This is a genomic window from Streptomyces venezuelae (assembly GCF_008642375.1).
GTDB classification, from domain to species: Bacteria; Actinomycetota; Actinomycetes; order Streptomycetales; family Streptomycetaceae; genus Streptomyces; species Streptomyces venezuelae_G.
The window spans coordinates 4,038,429-4,059,530 of sequence record NZ_CP029194.1 but is presented as its reverse complement, the minus strand read 5'-3'; the positions used below and the strand labels follow the sequence as shown (position 1 = coordinate 4,059,530).

21 protein-coding genes are annotated in these 21,102 nt (G+C 70.5%); 8 read left to right on the top strand and 13 right to left on the bottom strand.

Going from position 1 to position 21,102, the window contains the following annotated elements; translation table 11 throughout:
- Positions 1-91: 91 nt before the first annotated feature.
- On the bottom strand, positions 92-664 hold the full coding sequence (locus DEJ46_RS18480; RefSeq protein WP_150267872.1) for a TetR/AcrR family transcriptional regulator: 573 nt from the start codon (positions 662-664) through the stop codon (positions 92-94).
- 114 nt (positions 665-778) lie between these two features.
- On the opposite strand from DEJ46_RS18480, the gene DEJ46_RS18475 reads away from it, so the two are divergent.
- The 5 genes from DEJ46_RS18475 to DEJ46_RS18455 all read left to right on the top strand — a co-directional run bounded on the left by DEJ46_RS18475 (position 779) and on the right by DEJ46_RS18455 (position 5,221).
- The gene (locus DEJ46_RS18475) at positions 779-1,672 is read left to right on the top strand and encodes an NAD(P)-dependent oxidoreductase (RefSeq protein ID WP_150267870.1); all 894 of its coding nucleotides are present in this window, start codon (positions 779-781) and stop codon (positions 1,670-1,672) included.
- A 113-nt stretch (positions 1,673-1,785) separates the two neighbouring features.
- Positions 1,786-2,787, top strand: coding sequence for an NlpC/P60 family protein (locus tag DEJ46_RS18470; RefSeq protein ID WP_411757762.1), 1,002 nt, complete (start codon positions 1,786-1,788; stop codon positions 2,785-2,787).
- Positions 2,788-3,011: 224 nt separating this feature from the next.
- Entirely contained in the window at positions 3,012-3,734 is a 723-nt protein-coding gene (locus tag DEJ46_RS18465) for a phosphatase PAP2 family protein (RefSeq protein ID WP_150267866.1), read from the top strand.
- Positions 3,735-4,056: 322 nt separating this feature from the next.
- Complete coding sequence (locus DEJ46_RS18460; protein ID WP_150267864.1) at positions 4,057-4,899, top strand: hypothetical protein; 843 nt, start codon at positions 4,057-4,059, stop codon at positions 4,897-4,899.
- A 142-nt stretch (positions 4,900-5,041) separates the two neighbouring features.
- Entirely contained in the window at positions 5,042-5,221 is a 180-nt protein-coding gene (locus DEJ46_RS18455) for a hypothetical protein (RefSeq protein ID WP_150267862.1), read from the top strand.
- Positions 5,222-5,259: 38 nt separating this feature from the next.
- On the opposite strand, the gene DEJ46_RS18450 is transcribed toward DEJ46_RS18455, so the two are convergent.
- On the bottom strand, positions 5,260-5,625 hold the full coding sequence (locus DEJ46_RS18450; protein WP_150267860.1) for a metal-sensitive transcriptional regulator: 366 nt from the start codon (positions 5,623-5,625) through the stop codon (positions 5,260-5,262).
- A 193-nt stretch (positions 5,626-5,818) separates the two neighbouring features.
- On the opposite strand from DEJ46_RS18450, the gene DEJ46_RS18445 reads away from it, so the two are divergent.
- Together DEJ46_RS18445 and DEJ46_RS18440 are read left to right on the top strand one after the other, a co-directional pair.
- Positions 5,819-6,439: a DUF47 domain-containing protein gene (locus tag DEJ46_RS18445; protein ID WP_015035093.1), complete on the top strand. Its 621-nt coding sequence runs from the start codon at positions 5,819-5,821 to the stop codon at positions 6,437-6,439.
- A gap of 6 nt (positions 6,440-6,445) precedes the next feature.
- Positions 6,446-7,444, top strand: a complete 999-nt coding sequence (locus DEJ46_RS18440; RefSeq protein ID WP_150267858.1) for an inorganic phosphate transporter — start codon at positions 6,446-6,448, stop codon at positions 7,442-7,444.
- A gap of 119 nt (positions 7,445-7,563) precedes the next feature.
- On the opposite strand, the gene pstB is transcribed toward DEJ46_RS18440, so the two are convergent.
- From pstB to mshD, 11 genes are all read right to left on the bottom strand, one after another.
- Positions 7,564-8,340 carry a phosphate ABC transporter ATP-binding protein PstB gene (pstB, locus tag DEJ46_RS18435; protein WP_150267856.1) on the bottom strand — a complete coding sequence of 259 codons (777 nt, stop codon included), beginning with the start codon at positions 8,338-8,340 and terminating at the stop codon, positions 7,564-7,566.
- A gap of 24 nt (positions 8,341-8,364) precedes the next feature.
- Positions 8,365-9,438 (bottom strand): phosphate ABC transporter permease PstA, encoded by a 1,074-nt coding sequence (gene pstA / locus DEJ46_RS18430; protein WP_150267855.1) that lies wholly within the window; start codon positions 9,436-9,438, stop codon positions 8,365-8,367.
- Positions 9,435-10,409, bottom strand: a complete 975-nt coding sequence (gene pstC / locus DEJ46_RS18425; RefSeq protein ID WP_150267853.1) for a phosphate ABC transporter permease subunit PstC — start codon at positions 10,407-10,409, stop codon at positions 9,435-9,437. Before pstC ends, pstA begins: the two co-directional genes overlap by 4 nt.
- Positions 10,410-10,516: 107 nt before the next feature.
- Positions 10,517-11,662 carry a phosphate ABC transporter substrate-binding protein PstS gene (gene pstS / locus DEJ46_RS18420; protein WP_150267851.1) on the bottom strand — a complete coding sequence of 382 codons (1,146 nt, stop codon included), beginning with the start codon at positions 11,660-11,662 and terminating at the stop codon, positions 10,517-10,519.
- A 210-nt stretch (positions 11,663-11,872) separates the two neighbouring features.
- Complete coding sequence (locus DEJ46_RS18415; RefSeq protein WP_150267849.1) at positions 11,873-12,286, bottom strand: NUDIX hydrolase; 414 nt, start codon at positions 12,284-12,286, stop codon at positions 11,873-11,875.
- Positions 12,283-13,302 carry a CHAD domain-containing protein gene (locus tag DEJ46_RS18410; protein WP_150267847.1) on the bottom strand — a complete coding sequence of 340 codons (1,020 nt, stop codon included), beginning with the start codon at positions 13,300-13,302 and terminating at the stop codon, positions 12,283-12,285. The genes DEJ46_RS18415 and DEJ46_RS18410 overlap by 4 nt, the downstream gene beginning before the upstream one ends.
- Entirely contained in the window at positions 13,289-15,631 is a 2,343-nt protein-coding gene (locus tag DEJ46_RS18405; RefSeq protein WP_411757761.1) for an RNA degradosome polyphosphate kinase, read from the bottom strand. Before DEJ46_RS18405 ends, DEJ46_RS18410 begins: the two co-directional genes overlap by 14 nt.
- Before the next feature lie 239 nt (positions 15,632-15,870).
- Positions 15,871-16,839, bottom strand: coding sequence for an ABC transporter permease (locus DEJ46_RS18400; protein ID WP_223834758.1), 969 nt, complete (start codon positions 16,837-16,839; stop codon positions 15,871-15,873).
- A complete protein-coding gene (locus DEJ46_RS18395) occupies positions 16,836-17,684 on the bottom strand; it encodes an ABC transporter ATP-binding protein (protein ID WP_150267845.1) in 849 nt (282 codons plus the stop codon). The genes DEJ46_RS18400 and DEJ46_RS18395 overlap by 4 nt, the downstream gene beginning before the upstream one ends.
- A complete protein-coding gene (locus DEJ46_RS18390) occupies positions 17,681-18,064 on the bottom strand; it encodes a GntR family transcriptional regulator (RefSeq protein WP_150267843.1) in 384 nt (127 codons plus the stop codon). Before DEJ46_RS18390 ends, DEJ46_RS18395 begins: the two co-directional genes overlap by 4 nt.
- Before the next feature lie 98 nt (positions 18,065-18,162).
- A complete protein-coding gene (gene mshD / locus DEJ46_RS18385; protein WP_150267841.1) occupies positions 18,163-19,089 on the bottom strand; it encodes a mycothiol synthase in 927 nt (308 codons plus the stop codon).
- Between the two features lie 152 nt (positions 19,090-19,241).
- Between mshD and DEJ46_RS18380 the strand changes: the two genes are divergently transcribed.
- Complete coding sequence (locus DEJ46_RS18380; RefSeq protein ID WP_150267839.1) at positions 19,242-21,086, top strand: bifunctional metallophosphatase/5'-nucleotidase; 1,845 nt, start codon at positions 19,242-19,244, stop codon at positions 21,084-21,086.
- The last annotated feature ends 16 nt before the right edge of the window (positions 21,087-21,102 follow it).

Genomic DNA, 21,102 nt, shown 5'->3' with positions numbered 1-21,102 from the left:
TGGTCACTCTGTGTATCACGGAGGGTGACTCCGGGCAATGATTGTCGTTGTTGCACTCTTGGGGCGCCGTCGCGCCGCCGTCGGGCGAGTCTCAGACGTACGAGGCGATCAGGCGCGACAAGTGACGGCCCGCCAGGAGGAGAGGGTCCTCGCTCCGGGTGACCTGGGCGGTCACTTCCGCGCCTTCGAGCGTGTTGATGACGGTGGCGGCCAGGTCGCGGGCCTCGGGGGAGGGGAGTCCGCAGCCGAGGAGCTTCTCGGCGACCAGGTTCTGCCAGGTGCGCAGGGCGTCGGCGCAGGCCTGCTGGATGGGGTTGTCGGAGCCGAGGGTCTCCAGGGCGGCGGCGGTGACCGGGCAGCCGTCGGTCCAGCCGGAGGCGCGGAGTTCGCGGGCCAGGAGGCGCGCGCAGGAGTCGACGGCCTCGGCGGGGCCGGCCTCGGCGTCCAGGGCGGTGCGCAGGAGGTCGGCGAACTCCTCGCGGCCGTGCGCGATGGCCGCGACCGCGACGGCTTCCTTCCCGCCCGGGAAGAAGTGGTAGACGGAGCCGAGAGTGGCGTCCGCCTCCTTCGCGATCTGCTTGATGCCTGTTCCGACGTAGCCCTGGCGCTGGATGAGGCGTGAGGCGGCGACGACGATCCGGTCGTGGGTGCTGCTCGTCTGCATGGGGCGAGTCTAGTCCGCTTAATGAGTAGAGCGTTCGTTTTAGATCGTGCTACGGTCTTGCCCAGTCACTAAGTAGAGCGTTCGTTTTAGAGCGCCTCCGGATGGGGGACCGTCATGCAGAACGACCATTCCGTCAGCACCGCCACCGCCACCGCCGTCACCGTCATCGGCCTCGGGCCCATGGGACGCGCCATGGCCGGTGCCTATCTCGACCAGGGGTACGAGGTCACCCTCTGGAACCGGACCCCGAGCCGGGCCGCCGAGCTCGTGCGCCGTGGGGCGGTCCTCGCCGCGAGCCCCTCCGAGGCCGTCGCCGCCAACGAGCTCGTCGTCCTCAGCCTCACCGACTACGACGCCGTCTACGGCGTCCTCGGCGCGGTCGACCCCGCCGTCCTGGCGGGCAAGGTCCTCGTCAACCTCAGCTCCGACACCCCGCTGCGGGCCCGGGAGGCCGCCGCCTGGGCGGCGGAGCGCGGCGCGGTCCAGCTCACCGGCGGCATCCTCACCCCGCCGTCCGGCGTCGGCGACCCGGCCAGCTCCGCCTTCTACAGCGGCCCCCGGGAGGTCTTCGAGGCCCACCGCGGCACGCTCTCCGTGCTCACCGGCACCGACTACCGCGGTGAGGACCCCGGGCTCGCCGCGCTCTTCTACCAGCTCAACATGGTCATGTTCTGGACGGCGCTCTCCGGCTACTGGCAGGCCATCGCCCTCGCCGGCGCGCACGGCATCACGGCCACCGAGCTCCAGCCGTACGCCCGGAACGCCCTCGACCTCGATCAGTTCATCGACTTCTACGCGCCCCGGGTCGACGCCGGCCACCACGGCGGTGACGTCGACCGCCTCGCGATGGGCCTCGCGAGCACCGAGCACGTCCTGCACACCGTCACCGACGCGGGCGTGGACGGTGCCCTGCCGGCCGCGGTCGCCGACCTGTTCCGGCGCGGCGTGGAGGCCGGCTACGGGGACGGCAGTGCCTCCGGTCTCGTGGAGTTGCTGAAGAAGAACTGACGGCACGTCGCGCAACCGCCCCGCCGGACACCCCGCCGCCTAGACTGTCCCGGGGCGTACTGCCATGAACCGAGGGGTGGTTGACGGTGCGTAGGGCTGGCAAGGCGTGGCTGGTGGCCGGCGGGTCCCTCGGGGTCTGCCTCGGCTTTGTCGCACTGCTCGTCGTCGGGACGTACTCCGCGGCGGCCGGTCTCATCGGCGGCGCGGGCAGCGGCAAGAACGGCACCGTGGGGCTGGCCAAGGGCTCCGTTCCCGCCCTCTACCAGGGGCTCGTGCAGAAGTGGGGCAACCTCTGCCCCGCGATCAACCCCGCCCTGCTCGCCGCGCAGCTCTACCAGGAGAGCGGCTGGAACCCGCGGGCCGTCTCCTCCGCCGACGCCCGCGGCATCGCCCAGTTCATCCCCGGGACCTGGGCCGGCCACGGCATCGACGGCGACGGGGACGGCGACCGGGACATCTGGGACCCCAAGGACGCGATCCCCTCGGCCGCCTCGTACGACTGCGAGCTCGCCGGCTACGTGAAGAACGTGCCGGGGGACCCGGCGAACAACATGCTGGCCGCGTACAACGCGGGCGCGTACCGGGTCATCAAGTACCGCGGGGTGCCGCCCATCAGCGAGACCCAGAACTACGTGCGGATCATCCGCTCCCTGGAGAAGAGCTTCGCCCGGCCGGTGGGCCGCGTCGACCCCTCCCGGCAGGCCGCCGGGGCCATCCACTACGCCCAGGGGAAGCTCGGCACCCCCTATCTCTGGGGCGGTACGGGCACGGCCGCGCAGGGCGGCCGGTTCGACTGCTCCGGGCTCACCCAGGCCGCGTACCTGAGCGTCGGCATCGAGCTGCCGCGCGTCGCCAACGACCAGTACAACGCCGGGCCGCACCCGAGCCGGGAGGAGCTCCTCCCCGGCGACCTCGTGTTCTTCTCCGACGACCTGACGAACTCGCGGGCCATCCGGCACGTCGGCATCTACGTCGGAGGCGGGTACATGATCGACGCGCCGCGCACCGGGGCGGTGATCCGCTTCACGCGGATCGACACCCCGGACTACTTCGGCGCGACCCGCGTCACGAAGGACGGCGCGGCCGCGCTTCCCACCCATCTCCCGCAGACCTAGGGGCAGGAGACGGGCCGTCGGGTCGCAAGGCAGTCGTAAGGGACATGGCCGGAACTCTCCGTCATGCCATGGCCCTGAGCTGCGGTGCACCGTCACTCTTCGATAACGTCGTCATGATCCACCGAAGAGAGCGGAACGCACGCCTCAAGCAGTTCGTTCCCTGATCCGAACGCTCTGACCACGGGGGTGGGAAGACAGACACGAGAAGCAAGGGGCCGCAGCAGATGGCTGGACTCGCATCGGACGGCGCCAACCCCGATGTCAGCCTGCTCTACGACATCAACGGGCTGGCGAAGGCCGCTCCGCCGTGGTTCGACCGCGTCATGGAGTTCGTCGGCGAGTACGGGATCATGCTCGGGATGGTCCTCGTCGTGCTCTGGTGCTGGTGGAGCGTCCGCCGCGGCGGCACCCTCGCGGACTCCGTCTCGGCCGTCGCCGGGCTCGTCTGGGCCCCGCTGGCCGCCGGTGTCGCCCTTCTCGTCAACATCCCCATCCGGGGCTTCGTCGAGCGCCCCAGGCCGTTCAACGACCACCAGGGCCTTGAGGTCCTCGTCGCGGGCAAGACCGACTTCTCGTTCGTCAGCGATCACGCCACGATGGCCATGGCGCTCGGCGTCGGCCTCTTCGTCGCCCACCGCAAGTTCGGCCTCGCCGCCATCGGCCTAGCCCTCACCGAGGGCTTCGCGCGGGTCTACATGGGCGTCCACTACCCCACCGACGTCATCGGCGGCTTCGCCCTCGGCACGGCGGTGGCGCTGCTCCTCGCGCCCGTCGCGCTCGCCCTTCTGACCCCCGTCGTCTCCGCCGTCGCCCGCTCCGGCCGCGGCGCCGTGCTCGTCCGCTCCAGGAAGGCCGCGGGACCGCAGCAGCCGGAGACCGTCGGCATCCCCGAGCCCCGGCTCGGCGGCCCCGCCACCGGGACCACCCAGAACGACCTCGCCGCCTAGGGCCTGAGCAGCCTCCTCTAGTGCTGAGGGGCGCCGGCCGGCGTCGCCGTGTCGCGGTGTTCCGAGGCGTCCGTGCGGGCTCGCTCCCGCGATCTGCGGGCCGGTCCCGACCAGCCGCAGCTGCACCTGGCCAGCGCGAACGAGCCGCGCTCCGTCGTCGTGGTCGTGTGGGGGGAGGACTCCGCGTGCACACCACCACCGTACTGCGCGTGACGGCTCGCCCGGGCCGTCGTTATCCGGATCGGGCGTTCCCAGGCCCGCGGGGCCGGGGGGCGTGCGGGTCCCGGGCAAACAGCGGTGAGGCGTTGGGGGTTGGCAGACGATGGTGGTGCAGCGGTACGGGCGTCCGCACGGTCGCGGGAGCGGGGCGTTCGCCGTCACCGCCGCGCTGGTCGGCTCACTCGTCGGGGGTTCGGCGGTCACGGGCTGCGGCGCCCCCGAGGACCCGAAGCCCGCGATGGACCCCCTTCTCGCCGTACGGAACGCGGCCGACGCGCTGACCAGGGCCGGAACCGCCAAGGCGAGCACCTCCATGGAGATGGCCGCCGGGGGGACCCGGGTCACCATCCGGGGCGAGGGCGGCTACGACTTCCGCCGCCGCACCGGCCGGCTCCAGGTGGTGCTGCCCAAGGACGCGGCCGGGGCCGACGAGCACCGGCCCATCACCGAGCTCCTCACCCCCGGCGCCCTCTACATGAAGAACCGGGGCGCGGGCGTGCCCGCCGACAAGTGGGTCCGCGTCGACACCACCGCCCTCGACGACGGCAACCTCGTCACGGGCGGGGCCACCGACCCGGCGGCCGCGGCGGAGCTGCTGCGGGGCGCCCGGGAGGCCACGTACCTCGGCGAGGTCGATCTGGCAGGGGTGAAAGTCGGCCACTACCGCGGCGTCGCCGACATCGCCGACGCGTCGCGCGTCGCCTCGCCGCAGCTGCGCGGGGCGCTCGCCGCGGCGGCGAAAGGGTTCGCCAAGGACACGGTGCCCTTCGACGCGTATCTGGACGCGGAGGGCCGGCTGCGGAAGGTCCGCCATCAGTTCAGCTTCAGCAACCAGGGCCGCACGGTCGCGGTCGCGTCGACCACCCTGCTGTACGGCTTCGGGGTCACCGTGCAGGTGACGCTGCCGGACCGGCGGGACATCTACGCCGGGAAGATCAAGGCCTGACCGGGGGCGCGGCCGGGCCCGGGTGGTTCGGACCATCGCCAAATGGTCCGGACGTGTCATGCGCCCCGGCACGCCCTCTCCCTACGCTGGGAGACCTCCGGGAACCTGGGAGACAGAAGCCGGCAGGAAGAGGTGACCGCACGTGGCCCCGCCCGGTACAGCGACCGTTTCCGCGGACCCGGACCGTGTCGCCCTCGCCGAGATCGAGCTGTGCGGCGAACTGATCATCGCCGCTTCCACCGCGGACGGGGAGCGCCTCAGCGCCGACCGGATCGACGAGGTCCTGCGGGTCGCCGCCGAGCGGGCCGTACGGGAACACTGACCGTCCGGCCCCCCGTCCCGTACGACGAGGACGCCCGCTCAGGTGCGCATCATGCGGGCGATGGCCTTGGTGGCCTCCTCGACCTTGGCGTCGATGCCCTCGCCGCCCTTCGTGGCCGCGTCCGCGACGCAGTGCCGCAGGTGCTCCTCCAGGAGCTGGAGGGCGAACGACTGGAGCGCCTTCGTCGACGCCGACACCTGGGTGAGTATGTCGATGCAGTAGACGTCCTCGTCGACCATCCGCTGGAGGCCGCGGATCTGGCCCTCGATCCGGCGGAGCCGCTTGAGGTGCTCGTCCTTCTGCTTGTGGTAGCCGTGCACGCCGTGGTCGTGGTCGGCAGGCTCGACTGCCCCGACAGCCTCGACGGGCTCGGGGGTGACCTGGTCCGCCTCGGTGGTCGTCATCGCGTCCTCCCGTTGTCCAGAAAGGGGTGGTATACCCCTCGTGGGTATATGGTACCGATCCCCGCCGATCCGGGCGGGGGCCCGTGCAGTTCACTGTGCCTGATGGGCGACACTGAGAGGACGCCGGTTAGCCGTGGCTGGATGATGCGCCTAGCATCAGCCTGACCGAAACCCAGCACCCCGAGGACCTCACGTGCGATTTCGTCTGACCCCCAGGGAGACGAGCTTCTACGACATGTTCGCCGCGTCCGCGGACAACATCGTCACGGGCTCCAAGCTCCTGATGGAACTGCTCGGAGCGGAGCCTTCCGCCCGGGCCGAGATCGCGGAGCGGATGCGGGCAGCGGAGCACGCAGGCGACGACGCCACCCACGCGATCTTCCACCAGCTGAACTCCTCCTTCATCACGCCCTTCGACCGTGAGGACATCTACAACCTCGCGTCGTCCCTCGACGACATCATGGACTTCATGGAGGAGGCCGTCGACCTGGTCGTCCTCTACAACGTCGAGGAACTCCCCAAGGGTGTCGAGCAGCAGATCGAGGTCCTGGCCCGGGCGGCGGAGCTGACCGCCGAGGCCATGCCGAACCTGCGGACGATGGCCAACCTCACCGAGTACTGGATCGAGGTCAACCGTCTGGAGAACCAGGCCGACCAGATCCACCGCAAGCTGCTCGCGACGCTCTTCAACGGCAAGTACGACGCCATCGAGGTGCTCAAGCTCAAGCAGATCGTCGATGTGCTGGAAGAGGCGGCCGACGCGTTCGAGCACGTCGCCAACACGGTGGAGACCATCGCGGTCAAGGAGTCCTGAGGCTTCGTGGACACCTTTGCTCTGATCGTGACCATCGGTGTCGCGCTCGGCTTCACGTATACGAACGGATTCCACGACTCCGCCAACGCCATCGCCACCTCGGTGTCGACCCGGGCGCTGACCCCCCGGGCGGCGCTGGCGATGGCCGCGGTCATGAACCTCGCGGGTGCCTTCATGGGCAGCGGGGTCGCCAAGACCGTCAGTGAGGGGCTCATCGAGACCCCGACCGGCGACAAGGGGATGGGCATCCTCTTCGCCGCGCTGGTGGGCGCGATCATCTGGAACCTCGTCACCTGGTACTTCGGTCTGCCGTCCTCCTCCTCGCACGCCCTGTTCGGCGGCATGGTGGGCGCGGCTCTGGCCGGTGGCACCGAGGTGCTCTGGGGCGGCGTCCTCGACAAGGTCGTCATCCCGATGTTCATCTCACCGGTCGTCGGTCTCGTCGCCGGTTACCTGGTCATGTGCGCGATCATGTGGATGTTCCGCAAGACCAACCCGCACAAGGCCAAGCGCGGCTTCCGTATCGCGCAGACGGTGTCGGCGGCCGGCATGGCGCTCGGTCACGGTCTGCAGGACGCGCAGAAGACGATGGGCATCGTGGTGATGGCCCTGGTCATCGCCGACGTGCAGCAGGCGGGTGACGACATCCCGGTGTGGGTGAAGGTCGCCTGTGCCGTGATGCTCTCGCTCGGTACGTACGCGGGCGGCTGGCGCATCATGCGGACGCTCGGCCGCAAGATCATCGAGCTGGACCCGCCGCAGGGTTTCGCGGCGGAGACGACGGGTGCGTCGATCATGTTCGGCTCGGCGTTCCTCTTCCACGCGCCGATCTCGACGACGCACGTCATCACCTCCGCGATCATGGGCGTCGGCGCGACGAAGCGCGTCAACGCGGTGCGGTGGGGTGTCGCCAAGAACATCATCCTGGGCTGGTTCATCACGATGCCGGCCGCTGCGCTGGTCGCTGCCGCGAGCTTCTACGTGGTGCAGCTGTTCTTCGGCTGACGGGCGGCGCCGTCTTCGGCTGACGGATGGCCGGAAATGGTCGGGCCCGGCTCCCCTGTGGGGGAGCCGGGCCCTTCGTCTTACGGTGGCACCGCCATGCAGCACCGCAGGACGAGTCTTTATCCGAAGCGGCCGGAGATGTAGTCCTCGGTCGCCTGGACGCTCGGGTTGGAGAAGATGCGCTCGGTGTCGTCCAGCTCGATGAGCTTGCCGGGCTGGCCGACGGCCGCCAGGTTGAAGAAGGCCGTGCGGTCGGAGACGCGGGCGGCCTGCTGCATGTTGTGCGTCACGATGACGATCGTGAAGCGCTCCTTCAGCTCGCCGATCAGGTCCTCGATGGCGAGGGTGGAGATCGGGTCGAGGGCCGAGCAGGGCTCGTCCATGAGCAGGACGTCCGGCTCGACGGCGATGGCCCGGGCGATGCACAGACGCTGCTGCTGACCGCCGGAGAGGCCGGAGCCCGGCTTGTTCAGGCGGTCCTTGACCTCGTTCCAGAGGTTCGCGCCCTTGAGGGACTTCTCGACGATGTCGCTGAGCGCCGACTTCTTGTACTTGCCGTTCAGGCGCAGGCCCGCCGCCACGTTGTCGAAGATCGACATGGTGGGGAAGGGGTTGGGGCGCTGGAAGACCATGCCGACCGTGCGGCGCACGGCGACCGGGTCGACGTTCGAGCCGTACAGGTTCTCGTCGTCCAGCATCACCTTGCCCTCGACGCGGCCACCGGGGGTGACCTCGTGCATGCGGTTCAGGGTGCGCAGGAAGGTGGACTTGCCGCAGCCGGAGGGGCCGATGAAGGCCGTCACGGAGCGGGGCTCGACGGTCATGGAGATGTCGTCGATCGCCTTGTGGGCGCCGTAGAAGGCGGAGAGGCCGCTGACGTCGATGCGCTTGGCCATGTGAATCACTTCCTATTGCCGCGGTCAGCGGCCGGTCTTCGGGGCCTTCCAGCGGGCGATGCCGCGGGCCACCAGGTTGAGGATCATGACGAAGGCGATCAGGACGAGCGCGGCGGCCCAGGCACGGGCCACCGAGGCGTCGGTGCCGACCGCGTACTGCTCGTACACGTAGAGCGGCAGGGAGGACTGGGCGCCTTCGAAGGGGTTCGGGTTGATGAGCTTCGTACCGAACACGAGGAGCAGGACGGGGGCCGTCTCACCGGTGATGCGGGCGACCGCGAGCATGACGCCCGTGGTGATGCCGCCGATCGCGGTGGGCAGGACCACCTTCAGGATCGTCCGCCACTTGGGGATGCCGAGGGCGAGGGAGGCCTCGCGGAGCTCGTTCGGGACGAGCTTGAGCATTTCCTCGGTGGAGCGGACGACGACCGGCATCATCAGGATGGCGAGGGCCATCGCGCCGGCGAAACCGGAGGGGCCGAAGCCCAGCATCAGGTTCCAGGTGGCGAGGATGAAGAGGCCGGCGACGATCGACGGGATGCCCGTCATGACGTCGACGAAGAAGGTGACGGCCTGGGCGAGCTTCCCGCCGCCGTACTCGACGAGGTAGACCGCGGTCAGGAGGCCGATCGGGGCCGCGATCAGCGTCGCGATGCCGACCTGCTCGATGGTGCCGAGGAGGGCGTGGTAGACACCGCCGCCGGCCTCGGCGTCGAGGACGCCGTTCATCGAGTGGGTCAGGAAGTAGACGTCGAGGACGGCCATTCCCTTGCTGATCGTGACCCAGGCGAGGGAGAGCAGCGGGACGACGGCGAGGACGAAGCAGACCCAGACGAGGCTGGTCGCGACGCGGTCCTTGGCCTGGCGGCTGCCCTCGACCTTGGTGGTGACGGCGTACGTCGTGAGGACGAAGAGCAGGGCGGCGAGCATGCCCCACTGGACCTTGCTGTGCCAGCCGGCGGCGAGGCCGATCCCGATGCCCGCGGCGATGGAGAAGACGGCGACGGCGGCCGGGGTCCAGCGCGGGAGGCGGGCGTGGGAGAGGGGTCCGCGCCCGGGGGCGACGGTGACCGGACGTTCCTGTATGGCGTGGCTCATGCCGCGGCCCCCGAGTACTCCTTGCGGCGGCCGATGATCCAGCGGGCGGCGCCGTTGACCAGCAGGGTGATGACGAAGAGGACGAGACCGGACGCGATCAGCGCGTCCCGGCCGTACTCGTTCGCCTCGTTGAACTTGGCGGCGATGTTCTGCGCGAAGGTGCCGCCGCCCGGGTCGAGCAGGTGGCCCGAGAGGAGGAAGCTGGGGGAGAGGACGACGGCCACGGCCATCGTCTCGCCGAGTGCGCGGCCGAGGCCCAGCATGGACGCGGAGATGATGCCGGAGCGGCCGAAGGGCAGCACCGACATGCGGATGACCTCCCAGCGCGTGGCGCCGAGGGCGAGGGCTGCCTCTTCGTGCATCTTCGGGACCTGGAGGAAGACCTCACGGGTCACGTTGGTGATGATCGGCAGGATCATGATCGCCAGCAGGATGCCGACGGTGAAGAGCGAGCGGGCGGGGCCCTCGTTGGCCTTGTCGAAGATGTACGTCCAGCCCAGGTACTCGTCGAGCCAGAGGTTCAGGCCGTCCAGGTACGGGACGAGGAAGATCGCGCCCCAGAGGCCGTAGATGATGCTGGGCACGGCGGCGAGCAGGTCGACCACGTACGCGAGCGGCTTGGCCAGCTTGCGCGGTGCGTAGTGCGAGATGAAGAGCGCGATGCCGATCGCGACGGGCACGGCGATCGCCATCGCGATGATCGAGGAGACGACCGTGCCGAAGGCGAGGACGGCGATGCCGAAGACCGGCGGGTCGCCGGCGGGGTTCCACTCGAAGGTGGTGAAGAAGCTGGTGCTGTCCTTCGAGATCGCGAGGACGGCGCGGTAGGTGAGGAAGCCGGCGATCGCGGCCATGATCACGAGGAGGGTGATGCCGGAGCCTCGGGACAGACCGCTGAAGATGCGGTCACCGGGGCGGGACGCGCTCTTGGCGCGCCTGTTCCTCTGTATGTCTGGTGTGGTGGTAGCCATCTGCTTCTCCGGTCTGCGGTGCCCGTACGGATGTGCGGGCTCCTGGCGGCGGTGCACCGGATGCCGGGCCCGGCCCCTTCAGGTGAGGGGCCGGAACCGGCCGGGGGTCAGGACAGGGTGGGGACGATCGCGCGGACCTTGGCCGCGATCTCGGCCGGGAGCGGGGCGTAGTCGGCCTCGGCGAGGACCTTCTGGCCCTCCTCGCTCACGGCGTAGTTGAGGAACGCCTTCAGGGTCGGCAGGGTCTCCGCCTTGTTGCCCTTGTCGCAGGCGATCTCGTACGTGACGAGGACGATCGGGTACGCGCCTTCGGCCTTGGTCGCGTAGTCGAGGGAGAGGGCCATGTCGTTGCCCGTGCCCTTGATCTTGGCGGCGGCGATGGCCTTGGAGGCGTTGTCCGTGGTGGCGGCGACCGGGGCGGCGGCACCGGTGGCGATGCTGACCGTGGAGATCTTGTTCGCGGTGGCGTACGAGAGCTCGAAGTAGCCGATGGAGCCCTCGGAGTCCTTGACCGCGGTGGCGACACCGGAGGATCCGTTGGCGGCCTGGCCACCCTGGGCGGGCCACGACTTCGACTTCGGGTCGTGCTTCCAGTCGGCCGCGGCGGCGGTGGAGAGGTACTTGCCCAGGTTCTGGGTGGTGCCCGACTCGTCCGAGCGGTGGAAGGCCTGGATGGTGGAGTCGGGGAGCTTGGCGCCCGGGTTCAGCTTGGCGATCGCCGGGTCGTTCCACTTGGTGATCTTGTTGTCGAAGATCTTGGCGATGGTGGAGGCGTCCAGGACGAGGTTGTCCACGCCGTCCAGCTTGTAGCCGATGGCGATGGGTCCGCCGACCATCGGGAGGTTGACGCCCTTGCCGGTCTTGCAGATCTTCTGCGACTCGGCGACCTCTTCGTCCTTCAGGGCGGAGTCGGAGCCCGCGAAGGCGACCTGGCCCTGGTTGAACTTGGTGATGCCGCCACCGGAACCGATGGACTGGTAGTTGATCTCGACGCCGGAGCAGGCGGCCTGGAAGTTCTTGACCCAGAGGTCCATCGCGTTCTTCTGCGCGCTGGAGCCGGCGGCGAGCAGCTGGCCCTTGGCGCCCTCGCACGCGATGTTCGACGCGGCGGCGGAGGTCGTCGCCTTGCCGCCCTCCTTCGCCGGGGTCTCCGTGTTGTTGTCCGAGCCACACGCCGAGAGGACCAGGGCGCCGGAGACGACGAGGGCACCGATCGCGGAGGCGCGAAGCCCGTTCTTGCGCGAAAGCTTCACTTTCGGGTGTTCCTTCCAGAAGCCGCCTTGCCGCGGACCCGATGTCCCGACCGTTTCTACGGCGGCGTGTGTCGGTTGGTGGTGCATCGCTGTGCTCCGTGCACCGTGTGAGTCCGAAATTAGGCAGAACAGGTGAAGCGGTCGACCGAAGAGAGTGAACGGGAAGTGAACCGTGCCGGAAGCCCGGGTGTGGACGTTCCGGGCGGGGGGTCAGTGGCGTGAGGTCGCCACGGCGGCGTCGAGGAGCTCGCGGTCGCGGGGCTGTGTGAGGCGTGCACGGGCTTCAGTCGGCGGCAGCCAGACGAGGCTGTCGACCTCGTGGTCGGGCGTGAAGGTGCCGCCGAGGGCCCGGGCCGCCCAGTAGACGACCTCCTTGGGGCGGTCGGCCACCGTGTAGCGGGCCGTGGGCAGGCGGGGGCCGAGCGCGCAGCGCTGACCCGTCTCCTCCAGGACCTCGCGCAGCGCGCAGGCCTCCGCGGTCTCCCCGCGCTTCCGTTTCCCTTTCGGGTGCGACCAGTCGTCGTACTTCGGTCGGTGGACCAGGGCGATCTCGATGCCGTGGCCGGAAACCGCCGGGCGCCAGAGGACGCACCCGGCGGCGAGGATCGGCGGCGGGGAGCTCACAGGACCGGGGCTGTCGCTCTTCGCCAGGCGTGCTGGAAGGCGAAGCGGGCCGCTTCGACCTCGTGGCGCTGGTCGGCGTGGAGGACTCCGAGGGCGTACGCCGTCGCCGGGGCGATCCGGGGGGTGCGGGCCGCCGTGGCGGCGGCCCCCGCGGCCTCGGCGGCGTCGCGGTGCCGGTCCAGGGCGCGGGCGGACTCGTACAGGACGGGGTCGGGCTCGCCGCCGGTGTGCAGGACCTCGGAGGCGTACCGGTGCAGGCGCAGCAGGTGCCGGGTCCGGTGCCAGGGCGCGTCCTGGGACTCGCCGGCGGCGAGGGCGAGGGCGTCGGAGTTGTACGGGTGGGCCGCCCGGGTCAGCGGGAGCGCGGCCACCGATTCGAGGAGGCGCCGCTCGGCGGCCGCGGCGGGCGCGTCGACGACCTCCATGGCGGGGGCCGAGCCGGCGGGGCCGAGCGGCACATCGGAGGCGAGGAGGGCGACGGCGTCGGCGACCGCGTGGAAGCGGGCGGAGCCGAGGGCCTGGAGCGCCGCCGAGTGGGCGCGGGTCCGGGCCAGGGTCAGCTGGCGTTCGAGGAGGGCGCCGGCGCGGGCGGCGCCGACGGTGAGGCCTGTCCCGGCCCCGGCCCCGGAGCCTGTGCCCGACCCGGGTCCCTCGCTGCCGCGGGCCGCCGGGACCGGGCCACCCGTGCTCGACAGGCGGGACAGAGCGTCCACCAGGCGGACGAGCCGGGACGTGCAGGCCTGCTCCAGGGCCAGGGTCCCGGAGAGCCACGCCAGCTCGGTCCGCAGCTGGTCGGCCCAGGCGGCGTCGAGCAGCGGCCGGAAGGTGTGGAGGGTGCCGCTGATCCGGCGGGCGGCGGCCCGCAGCGTACGGGCCGCCTCGTCCGCCCCGGCCGAGTCGGAGCCGCTCTCGCCGTGGACCCGCAGGCCGCGGAGGAAGTCCGCGGCCCGGGCGTGGAGATAGGGGGCCACGACCTCGCCCGCCGTGACGTCCCGCAAGGGGTCAAGGTTGTGCACGCCGGCGCCTCCGCGCGTCGATGAGCATCTCCTGGACGTGCCGCAGCGGCTTGCCCTCGGGGTCGGTCGCGTGCCGCGTCCAGTTCCCGTCGGGGCCGAGGTGCCAGGAGGAGGTGGTGTCGGACATCCCGGTCTCCAGGAGCCGGGTCAGAGCGGCCCGGTGGGCCGGGTCCGAGACCCGCACGAGGGCCTCGATCCGGCGGTCCAGGTTGCGGTGCATCATGTCGGCGCTGCCGAGCCAGACCTCGGGCTCGCCGCCGTTGCCGAAGGCGAAGACCCGGGAGTGCTCCAGGAAGCGGCCGAGGACCGAGCGGACCCGGACGTTCTCGGAGAGCCCGGTGACCCCGGGGCGCACGGCGCAGATGCCGCGGACCCAGATGTCGACGGGCACCCCGGCCCGGGAGGCCTGGTAGCAGGCGTCGATGATCGCCTCGTCGACCATCGAGTTGACCTTGATCCGCACGTAGGCGGGCCGGCCGGCCCGGTGGTGGGCGATCTCCTTGGTGATCCGGGAGACCAGACCGTCCCGCAGCGACTTGGGCGCGGTGAGCAGACGCCGGTACGTCTCGCGCCGCGAGTAGCCGGAGAGGCGGTTGAACAGGTCGGACAGGTCCGCGCCGACCTGGGGGTCGGCGGTGAGCAGGCCCAGGTCCTCGTACAGCCGGGCCGTCTTCGGGTGGTAGTTGCCGGTGCCGACGTGCGAGTACCGGCGCAGGGTCTCGCCCTCCTGGCGGACGACCAGCGACAGCTTGCAGTGGGTCTTCAGGCCGACGAGGCCGTAGACGACGTGGCAGCCGGCCTCCTCCAGCTTGCGCGCCCACTTGATGTTGGCCTGCTCGTCGAAGCGGGCCTTGATCTCGACGAGGACGAGGACCTGCTTGCCGGACTCGGCGGCGTCGATGAGGGCGTCGACTATCGGGGAGTCGCCGGACGTCCGGTAGAGCGTCTGCTTGATCGCGAGGACGTCGGGGTCGGCCGCCGCCTGCTCCAGGAAGGCCTGGACGGAGGTGGAGAAGCTGTCGTACGGGTGGTGGAGCAGCACGTCCCGCTCGCGCAGCGCGGCGAAGATGTCCGGCGCGGACGCCGACTCGACCTCGGCCAGGTCACGGTGCGTGCCCGCGACGAACTTCGGGAACTTCAGCTCGGGCCGGTCCTGCCCGGCGATCCCGAAGAGACCGGTGAGGTCGAGCGGGCCGGGCAGCGGGTAGACCTCGGCGTCCGAGACCTTCAGCTCGCGCACGAGGAGGTCGAGGACGTACGGGTCGATCGACTCCTCGACCTCAAGGCGCACCGGCGGGCCGAAGCGGCGCCGCATGAGCTCCTTCTCCAGGGCCTGGAGGAGGTTCTCGGCGTCGTCCTCCTCGACCTCAAGGTCCTCGTTCCTGGTCACCCGGAACATGTGGTGCGCGAGCACCTCCATGCCGGGGAAGAGCTCCTCCAGGTGCGCCGCGATGACGTCCTCCAGGGGGACGTACCGCTGCGGGGAGGCCTCCAGGAAGCGGGAGAGCAGAGGCGGCACCTTCACGCGCGCGAAGTGGCGGTGGCCGCTGACCGGGTTGCGTACGACCACGGCGAGGTTGAGGCTCAGGCCGGAGATGTAGGGGAAGGGGTGGGCCGGGTCCACGGCCAGCGGGGTGAGGACCGGGAAGATCTGCTGGCGGAAGAGGGTGAAGAGCCGCGCCTGCTCCTTCTCGGTGAGCTCGGGCCAGCGGATGAGGTGGATGCCCTCGTCGGCCAGGGCCGGCGCCACGTCCTGCTGGTAGCAGGCGGCGTGGCGGGCCATGAGCTCGCGGGAGCGGGTCCAGATCTGTTCGAGGACCTCGCGGGGCTGGAGGCCGGAGGCGGAGCGGGTGGCGACGCCGGTGGCGATGCGGCGCTTGAGGCCGGCGACCCGGACCATGAAGAACTCGTCGAGGTTCGAGGCGAAGATCGCGAGGAAGTTCGCTCGTTCGAGGAGGGGGGTGGTCGGGTCCTCGGCGAGTTCGAGGACGCGTTCGTTGAACGCGAGCCAGCTTCGTTCGCGGTCGAGGAAGCGTCCCTGGGGCAGCTCGTCGCCGAGTGCGCCGTCGGCGACGTAGGTGTCGGGATCGGCGTCCATGCCGGCGAGGGTGGCCGCGTCGGCCTCGTCGGTCGCGTCCGCGCCGAGGGGGCGGTGTGCGGCTATGGAGCCGAGGCCCGCCTGGGGGGACGTCTTCGCGGGGGTCTTCGCGGTCTTCGCGGACGACTTCGCAGAGGTCTTCGTCGACGACTTCGCGGAGGCGTTCGCGGACGTCTGGGCGGACGGCGTGGCGGAGGACTGGACCGGGACCTCGGCGGGCTGCTGGCTCATGGCCCCATTCTTCCGCGCGAAGAGGTCGTCGTGCGCGTCGGAGCGGGCCGTGGGGGAGGGGAGTCTCCCTTTGGGGAGGACCGCCCTGCCGGGCGTGATCACGGATCGCTTCATTGCGTGAGCGTCGCAAGCGCGTCTGAATGGCCGGTAACGACGACATGTCGTACGGGAATCGGGGGCGGGGCCTTGTCAGGGCCCCGCCCCTCTTGACCGGTTGAATGCTTTACGGGGTGAACGCTTTACGGGTGCCGGGCGCGCAGGACGCGGAAGGCGGCGTACAGGGCGAGGGCGGCGAGGGCGAGGCAGATTCCGGTCTCGACGAGCTGGATCGGCCAGTAGTGGGAGGCGGGATGGACGTCGAGGAAATCGACGACCCCACCGCGGTCGGCCATGCATTGCGCGGCTTTCTGCGGCTGGGCGACGAAGCAGCCGTCCCAGGAGATGCGCTCACCGGATGCGGTGAGCATGCCCCTGTCCACTTGCCAGACCTCGCCCTTGGGCGACAGTCCGTGGCCGGTCAGCGTCTGTAGGGGCCAGAGGCCGTCGCGCAGCCAGGCGAGGACCGCCAGTGCCGTGCCGGTGATCAGCGCCGCGACAGCCATCGCGATGACGGTACGCCGGACGAGGAGGCCGGCGACGGCACCCAGGGCCAGACCCAGGAGCGCGTGTGCCACCGGCACGATGCCGTACGAGACGAACACCCACGGCTCGTACCAGTAGGTGGGGAAGTCGTTGGCGGGGCCCGTCGACCAGGACCAGTAGAAGATCAGGCTCAGCAGGGGGACGACCGTGAGGGCGAGTGCCGCGGGTACCGTCACCTTGGCCGCGAGCCAGTGCGCCGGGCTGATGGACTGCGTCCACGCCAGCTTGTACGTCCCCGACTCCAGCTCGCGGGCGATCATCGGCCCCGCGACGAACGCTCCGAGCAGGCCCGGTAGGACGAGCATGCCCAAGGCCGCGTACCTGACGAGATCCCGGGCGATCCACTGGTCGTCGGTGTAGTTGCGGGCGGACTGGAAACAGGACCGGTCCGGGCTGTCGACGGTGCAGCCTGCCGAGCGCAGTGCGTCCACCGCACTGTCGGACCACAGGCGGGAGGTGACCAGGACCGCGACCGCGGCGGCTACGAGGGCGAGCGACCACCACAGGGCTCGCCGGTGCTGGCGGACCGTCACCCAGTGGGGACCCTTGAGGGTGAGGGCGGTCATGCGGGCACTCCTTCCGGGGCGCGCGAGGCGCGGAGGTGGGCGAGGAGGAGTTCTTCGAGGGAGGGCTCGGCGGATTCCCAGGGGCCTTCGATCGGGCCCTCTCGGCGTACCAGCGCCGTCAGTTGACGGCCCGTCGTGCGGGATTCGACGACGGTGTGCGGAGCAAGGTCGGCCACCGGACCGGTCAGGAGGGTGTGCGCGGCGAGCAGGTCGTCGATCGCGCCGTCGAGGCGGATCCGGCCGTCCTTGACGAGGAGCAGGTGGTCGCAGGCGCCCTCCAGCTCGGTCAGGATGTGCGAGGACATGACGACGGTCGTGCCGTTCTCGGCGGCGTCGGCCATGAGGGCGCCCATGAGTTCGTGCCTGGCGAGCGGGTCGAGGTCTGCCATCGGTTCGTCGAGGAGCAGGAGCTCGGGCCGCTTTCCCAGGGCGAGGGCGAGCGCGAGGCGTGTGCGCTGGCCGCCGGAGAGGGAATGGACCCGTGCGTTCCCGGGCAGTGGACCGGTCTCGACGACGCGGTCGGCGACGGCGGGGTCCCAGCGGTCCGGGTTGAGTTCGCGGCCCATCCTCAGCGTCTCGCCCACGGTGAGCTGTCCGTACAGGGGCTTGTCCTGGGCGACGTACGAGAGGCGGTCCCTCGCGGGTGCCTCGATCCGGCCCTCCGTGGGCCGCAGCAGGCCCGCAGCGAGAGCGAGGAGGGTCGACTTGCCTGCCCCGTTGTGGCCGGCGACGGCGACTACCCGGCCCGCGGGCAGGGTGAAGGTGCAGTCCTTGAGTGCCCAGGTCTTGCCCCGCTGCCGATAGCGCATGCCGAGACCCTCGGCCTTGATGACCGGGTCGGTCATTCGTCCCCCTCGAAGTGTTCCTTCAGTACAGATGTGAAGAGCGCGGACACGTCCTCGCGGTCCATTCCGGCGGCGCGGGCGCGGCGGGCCCAGTCGGTGAGTTCGCCGCGCAGGGGCGAGTCGGCTGGGCCCGTGCCGAGCGTGGCGCGGACGAAGGTGCCGAGGCCGCGGCGGGCCTCGACGAGGCCTTCGCGTTCGAGCTCGCGGTAGGCCTTGAGGACCGTGTTGGGGTTGATGGCCGTCGATTCGACGACCTCGCGTGCGGTGGGCAGTCGGTCGCCGGGCTCCAGGAGGCCCATCCGGAGGGCCTGCTTCGTCTGCTGGACGATCTGGAGGTAGGTGGCGACGCCACTGCGCCGGTCGATGCGGTACTCGACCACGTTCCCTTCCACCACCCTTTCACTAATCAAGTAGTGAAAGGGTGGTGGAAAGAAGGGGGCGGTGTCAACCGCCCCCTGGGTAACAGATGTTACGCGTCCTACGACTCCGTGCGGTACATCAGGTCCACCTCGTGCGTCGCGAAGCCCAGGCCCTCGTAGACCCGCACCGCCGCCGTGTTGTCCGCGTCCACGTACAGCATCGCCGTCGGCAGCCCCTGCGCCGCCAGGTGCCGCAGGCCGATCGCCGTGAGCGCCTTGCCGAGGCCGCCGCCCTGCTCCTCGGGCAGGATGCCCACCACGTACACCTCGCCGAGCTGCTCCTCGGCGTGCGTCTTCGTCCAGTGGTAGCCGATCAGCTTCCCGTCCCGCTCCGCGAGGAAGAAGCCCTTCGGGTCGAACCACGGCTCGGCCGTCCGGTCGTCGAGGTCGCGCTGCGTGAGCGAGCCCTGCTCCGGGTGGTGCGCGAACGCGGTCGCGTTGACGGCGAGCCAGGCCGTGTCGTCCTGGCCGGGGACGAACGTACGCACGGTGACGCCCTCGGGCAGGACCGGCTCCGGGATGTCGAGCGGCGTCAGGGACCGCCGCAGCTGGCGGAGTTCGCGGAACAGCGTCAGGCCGAGGACCTGCGCGAGGTGCCGGGCCGCCGACTTGCCGCCGTGCGCCCAGACGCGCAGCCGCTTGCCGGAGGCGGCGAGCAGGGCGGTGCCGAGCGCCCGGCCGTGGCCGCGGCCGCGGTGGGACGGGTGGACGACGAGCTCGGCGGCCGGGGCCTCGATCGGGTCGGTCTCCTCCAGTTGGGCGTAGCCGTAGAGGTGCGGGCCGACGGAGAGCAGGAAGTGACGCACGCCCTCGCGGCGGCCGTGCCGCAGGTAGAGCCGCCCCTGCTCGGACACGGCGTGCAGGCCGTCGGCCCGGTCGGCGGCCTCGAGGAGCTCCAGTACGTCCTGGACCTGCTCGGGGGAGAGCTCGTCATACGTGTGGATCTGCCGTCCCGGTTCGAGGGCCGGCGCCGCGTCGGAAGTCATGGGTACGAGCCTACGGCGACAGCTCGTCAGCAAGAGGCAACTGTCTTGTAACCGGCTACCCCCTGTTGCGCTACGCGCGTTGACTCTAGGCTGCACGCGCAACGGGGGAGCAGATCAAGGCCGCGAAACGGGGCAAGGGGACTAGGGGAGAGATGGCAGCGACACCGAGGAAGAACAAGACCGGGCGGCGGATTCTGGCCGCGGGCGCGGGACTCGCGACCGTCGGGGCGCTTTTCGCCGCGATCCCGTCGTCGGCGGGGGCCGCCGGGGACGAGTTCGCAGCCGAGGCCGCGAGCGGGTACGGGAACGGCAAGGGCTGGGGCCGGATGGTCGACGTCCAGCTGCTGTCGTTCAACGACCTCCACGGCAACCTGGAGCCGCCGACCGGCTCCTCCGGCCGGCTCTCCTACCTCAAGGAGGACGGCACGACCGGGACCATCAACGACGTCGGCGGCGTCGAGTACCTCGCCACGCACCTGCGGCAGGCCCGTGAGGGCAACCGGTACTCCGTCACCGCCGCGGCGGGCGACATGATCGGTGCCTCGCCGCTGGTCTCCGGGCTCTTCCACGACGAGCCGACCATCGAGGCGCTGAACAAGCTGAAGCTCGACGTGAGCTCGGTCGGCAACCACGAGTTCGACGAGGGCGCGCGCGAGCTGGCCCGCATCCAGAACGGCGGCTGCCACCCGACCGAGGGCTGTTTCGAGGAGGGCAAGACCTTCAAGGGGGCGAACTTCCCCTACCTCGCGGCCAACGTGACGGACGAGAAGAGCGGCAAGCCGCTGCTCGACCCGTACTTCGTCTGGGAGCGCGACGGCGTCAAGATCGGCTTCATCGGTGTCACCCTCGAGGGCACGGCGAACATCGTGTCCGCCGAGGGCATCAAGGGCCTGAAGTTCGGCGACGAGGTCGAGACGATCAACAAGTACGCCAAGGTGCTGGAGCGCAAGGGCGTGAAGTCGATCGTCGCCCTGCTCCACGAGGGCGGCCTGCCCGCCTCGGGCGCGTACAACTACGACTGCGACAGCCCGGGCCCCGGCAACGGCATATCCGGCCCGATCGTCGACATCGCCAAGAACGTCAGCCCGCAGGTCGACGCCCTGGTCACCGGCCACACCCACCAGGCGTACGCGTGCACCATCGCGGACCCGGCGGGCAAGCCGCGCACGGTCACCTCGGCGGCTTCCTTCGGCCGGCTCTACACCGACACGACGCTCACCTACGACCGTCGTACGAAGGACATCGTCCGCACCGCCGTCGCGTCCGCGAACCACGTCGTCACCCGTGACGTGCTCCCGGCCGACGACATGAGCAAGCTGATCAAGCGCTGGAAGGACCTGGCCGCGCCGATCGCGGGCCGTCCCGTCGGTCACATCGCCGCGGACATCGAGAACCCCCTCGACGCGGGGGTGTACGAGAAGCCGCTGGGCAACCTGATCGCGGACGCGCAGCTGGAGGGCATGGCCCCGGCCGACAAGGGCGGCGCCCAGCTGGCCCTGATGAACCCGGGCGGCGTCCGCGCGCCGTTGACCCACAAGGCGTCCGGCGCCGAGGGCGACGGGGTCGTGACCTACGGCGAGGCGTACACCGTCCAGCCGTTCACCAACATGATGACGGCGGTCGACCTGACCGGCGCCCAGCTCGTGACCGCGCTCCAGCAGCAGGTAAGCGGCGCCAACCTGGGGTCGCCGAAGATCCTCCAGGTGTCGAAGGGCTTCACGTACACCCTGGACATGACCAAGACCGGCGCCGACCGGATCGTGGTCGACTCGGTGCGCCTGAACGGTGCGGCGATCGACCCGGCGAAGACCTACCGGGTCGCGATGAACGAGTTCCTCTCCGGTGGCGGCGACGGCTTCCCGGTCCTGAAGGAGCACAAGAACAAGCTGGTCGGCGCGTCCGACCTGGACATGTTCACCGCCTACCTGGGCGCCCACTCCTCGGCCGCCGCGCCGCTGTCGGCGCCGGCCACGGACCGCATCACGGTCGTCAAGTAGCCCTTCCGGGCCCCTG

Excerpts from the sequence above, each read along its gene's own strand:
- DEJ46_RS18475 (WP_150267870.1), top strand. The coding sequence starts at position 779 with ATGCAGAACGACCATTCCGTCAGCACCGCCACCGCCACCGCCGTCACC.
- pstB (WP_150267856.1), bottom strand. The coding sequence starts at position 8,340 with ATGGCCAAGCGCATCGACGTCAGCGGCCTCTCCGCCTTCTACGGCGCC.
- DEJ46_RS18450 (WP_150267860.1), bottom strand. The coding sequence starts at position 5,625 with ATGACGACCACCGAGGCGGACCAGGTCACCCCCGAGCCCGTCGAGGCT.
- pstC (WP_150267853.1), bottom strand. The coding sequence starts at position 10,409 with ATGGCTACCACCACACCAGACATACAGAGGAACAGGCGCGCCAAGAGC.
- DEJ46_RS18400 (WP_223834758.1), bottom strand. The coding sequence starts at position 16,839 with ATGACCGCCCTCACCCTCAAGGGTCCCCACTGGGTGACGGTCCGCCAG.
- DEJ46_RS18480 (WP_150267872.1), bottom strand. The coding sequence starts at position 664 with ATGCAGACGAGCAGCACCCACGACCGGATCGTCGTCGCCGCCTCACGC.
- DEJ46_RS18460 (WP_150267864.1), top strand. The coding sequence starts at position 4,057 with ATGGTGGTGCAGCGGTACGGGCGTCCGCACGGTCGCGGGAGCGGGGCG.
- DEJ46_RS18405 (WP_411757761.1), bottom strand. The coding sequence starts at position 15,631 with ATGAGCCAGCAGCCCGCCGAGGTCCCGGTCCAGTCCTCCGCCACGCCG.
- DEJ46_RS18465 (WP_150267866.1), top strand. The coding sequence starts at position 3,012 with ATGGCTGGACTCGCATCGGACGGCGCCAACCCCGATGTCAGCCTGCTC.
- DEJ46_RS18380 (WP_150267839.1), top strand. The coding sequence starts at position 19,242 with ATGGCAGCGACACCGAGGAAGAACAAGACCGGGCGGCGGATTCTGGCC.
- DEJ46_RS18395 (WP_150267845.1), bottom strand. The coding sequence starts at position 17,684 with ATGACCGACCCGGTCATCAAGGCCGAGGGTCTCGGCATGCGCTATCGG.
- mshD (WP_150267841.1), bottom strand. The coding sequence starts at position 19,089 with ATGACTTCCGACGCGGCGCCGGCCCTCGAACCGGGACGGCAGATCCAC.
- pstA (WP_150267855.1), bottom strand. The coding sequence starts at position 9,438 with ATGAGCCACGCCATACAGGAACGTCCGGTCACCGTCGCCCCCGGGCGC.